Below are 2705 nucleotides of genomic sequence, written 5' to 3' on the forward strand. Positions count from 1 at the left end.
CGCGCGGGACCGCGGGACGGCTCGCCGGGGGCACGGCCCTGGGGCCGGTGCGGCCGGCGGCTGCGGTGGGGGGGCGCAGCGCTGGGCGGGTCGCGGTGGGCGTGGGGGTCGTCGCTGAGGAGTACATGGGCTGAGGGAGGTCCCTTCCGGTCCGTCGGCGGGTGCTTGCCCCGCGGGGGCGGGGGAGGGCCGGTGCCGTGTGCTTCCTGGCGTGACGGCGGCCCTGCGGGTGGTGCGGTACGTCGTGCGGTGCGCTGCTCCGCGCGGTACCCCGTAGCGGTGCGGTCGGTGGTGCGCGGGCGCCGGGCACGGACGCGGGGTCAGGAACCCCTGGTCGGCGGTGCTCCGGCCGTCCGCACCCTGGGGAATGCGGTCGGCCGGACTGCCGTGGCCGTGCCCGGCGCTCCCGCGCCACCCGGCCGCGCCACCCCCTCGGGTGAGGACCGGGAGCGCCCCGTGCCACCGTCGGGGGACAGCCCCGACGCTGGTGGGACACCGCCCGACCCGGGGGGCGAGGTGGCGCACCCCTACAACACACCCGTCGGGCACTGGCTTAGTAGTCTGGCGGGCCTGGCGAACGGTGGCGAATGCTCGCCCGGCACTTGCCCGAGCCTCTAGCCTCGGATCAGCCGAGGAACCTGGGGGCTTCGTTGAGCAGGGAACCCAACACCCGACTGGCCGACCTGTTCGTCCTGACCGGATGGTCGAAGGGCGAGCTGGCGCGGCTGGTCAACCGTCGGGGTGCCGCGATGGGGCAGTTGCAGCTGTCCACCGACACGTCGAGGGTACGGCGTTGGATCGAGCAGGGGGAGATCCCGCGCGATCCGGTGCCGAGGGTGCTGGCGGCCGTGTTCACGGAGCGGCTCGGCCGTGTCGTCACCACTGAGGACCTCGGTCTGGAACGACACCGGCCCACCAGGTCCGGAGCGGACGCGTCCGCAGCAGTGCCATGGTCGCCGGATCGAACAGCCGCGGTCCTCACCGAGTTCACGGGAATGGACCTCATGCTGAACCGACGTGGATTGGTGGGCGCCGGAGCCGCGCTCACGGCCGGGGCGGTCATCGCCGACTCGCTGAAGGGCTGGCTGGGCGGGGACGCGGTCGCGTACGCGGCCTCCGTCCCAGGGCCGCGACAGGCGGTCGCCGGGGGCGGAGCGCACCCGGCGGCGGACGTGTACGACGCGGGCCCGGTCGGGCTCGACGAGGTGGAGTCGCTGGAGCACTCGGTACAGGTGTTCCGGGCCTGGGACGCGGCCCGCGGCGGCGGGTTGCAGCGCAAGGCGGTGGTCGGTCAACTGAACGAGGTCGGCGGCCTGTTGACGCACCGGCACGCACCCGCGGTGGAGCAGCGGCTGTGGCTGGTCGCGGCCAACCTGGCGGTGCTGGCGGGCTGGATGTCGCACGACGTGGGGCTGGAGCCCACCGCCCAGAAGTACTTCATGATCGCGGCCGACGCGGCCAAGGAGGCCGGCGACCGGCCACGGGCCGGCGAGGCGATCTCCCGGGCCGCGCGGCAGATGGTGCACCTGGGCCGGGCCGACGAGGCGCTGGACCTGATGTCGGCGGCCAAGGCGGCCGGCGGCCGGCTGCTGCCCAGAACGCGCGCCATGCTCAACACCGTCGAGGCGTGGGCGCACGCCTCGATCGGGCACTCCCAGGACACCTACCGGCTGCTCGGGGAGGCCGAGGACCTGTTCACCGAGGAGGCACCGGAGCCACCGCCCTCGTGGATGCAGGTGTTCGACGAGGCCGAACTGCGCGGCATGCAGGCCCTGGTGCTGCGCACGCTCTCCGAGCACGACCCGGGGGCGGCCCCCGAGGCCCGCCGGCACGCGGAGCGGGTGATCACCCTGCGGGAGGGGACCGGGCAGCTGCGGTCGGCGCTGTTCGACCGGATCACCCTGGCCTCGGTGCACCTGCTCACCGGCGAGCCGGACGCGGCGCGGTTCCAGGCCAAGATGGTGATGAACCTGATCGGCCAGAACTCCTCGCACCGGACCTGGGACCGGCTGCGCGAGATGTACCGGCTGACCGCGCAGTACCGGGGGCTGCCCGTGGTGGACGAGCTGCGGGAGGAGCTGGGCCGGGCGCTGCGGGCGGCGGACGCCAAGAACCGGCGCCGGCTGACCTGACGGGCCCGCGGACGTACGGGCCCGGGCCGGGCCGTCGGGCGCGGTACGGCGGGGCGGGGGTTGTGGGCTCGGGGTGAGAGGGGCCGTGCGCTCAGTGCGGCGGGGCCGGGCGGAGCAGCATGCGCAGCGCGACGACCGTGCCGTCGGTGCCGAGGACGGGCTCGCCCGCGCACTCGACGCCGTCGTACCGCCCGTCGGGCCGGCGGACCCGCAGGGTGCCGGCGGCGCAGCGGCCGTGCACCAGGGCGTCGGTCATCATCCGCCGCAGCAGCGGCCGGTCCGCCTCGGGCAGGCGGTCGGGCAGCCGGTCGAGGCTGAGCGGGCCGTGGCCCGGCTCGCAGCCGAGGAGGAGGTAGGCCTCCGGGCTCCACTGGATCCCGTCGGTCAGCAGGTCCCACTCGGCGGAGCCGATCGGGCCGTCGTCGGTGATCGCGTCGTGGTCGCCGCCGGCGCCGAGGTACGGGCCGGTCGGCTCCTGGGCCGTGCCGTCCACTCTGCCGTCCGTTCCGCTGTCGGCGTCGCCCGCACCGTCGCCCGTGCCGGGTCCGCCCTGCTCAAGCAGCTGGACGACCT

2 protein-coding genes are annotated in these 2705 nt (G+C 75.4%); one reads left to right on the forward strand and one right to left on the reverse strand.

All coding sequences use genetic code 11. The features are described 5' to 3' along the window. Positions 1-650: 650 nt before the first annotated feature. Complete coding sequence (locus AE652_RS39145; RefSeq protein WP_049660292.1) at positions 651-2132, forward strand: hypothetical protein; 1482 nt, start codon at positions 651-653, stop codon at positions 2130-2132. Between the two features lie 91 nt (positions 2133-2223). Here the strand turns inward: AE652_RS39145 and AE652_RS39150 are convergent. Further along, a partial coding sequence (locus AE652_RS39150; protein WP_159028700.1) for a PAS domain-containing protein occupies positions 2224-2705 on the reverse strand: 482 nt, incomplete at its 5' end.

The organism is Kitasatospora sp. MY 5-36 (genome assembly GCF_001182915.1).
Classification (GTDB): Bacteria; Actinomycetota; Actinomycetes; order Streptomycetales; family Streptomycetaceae; genus Kitasatospora.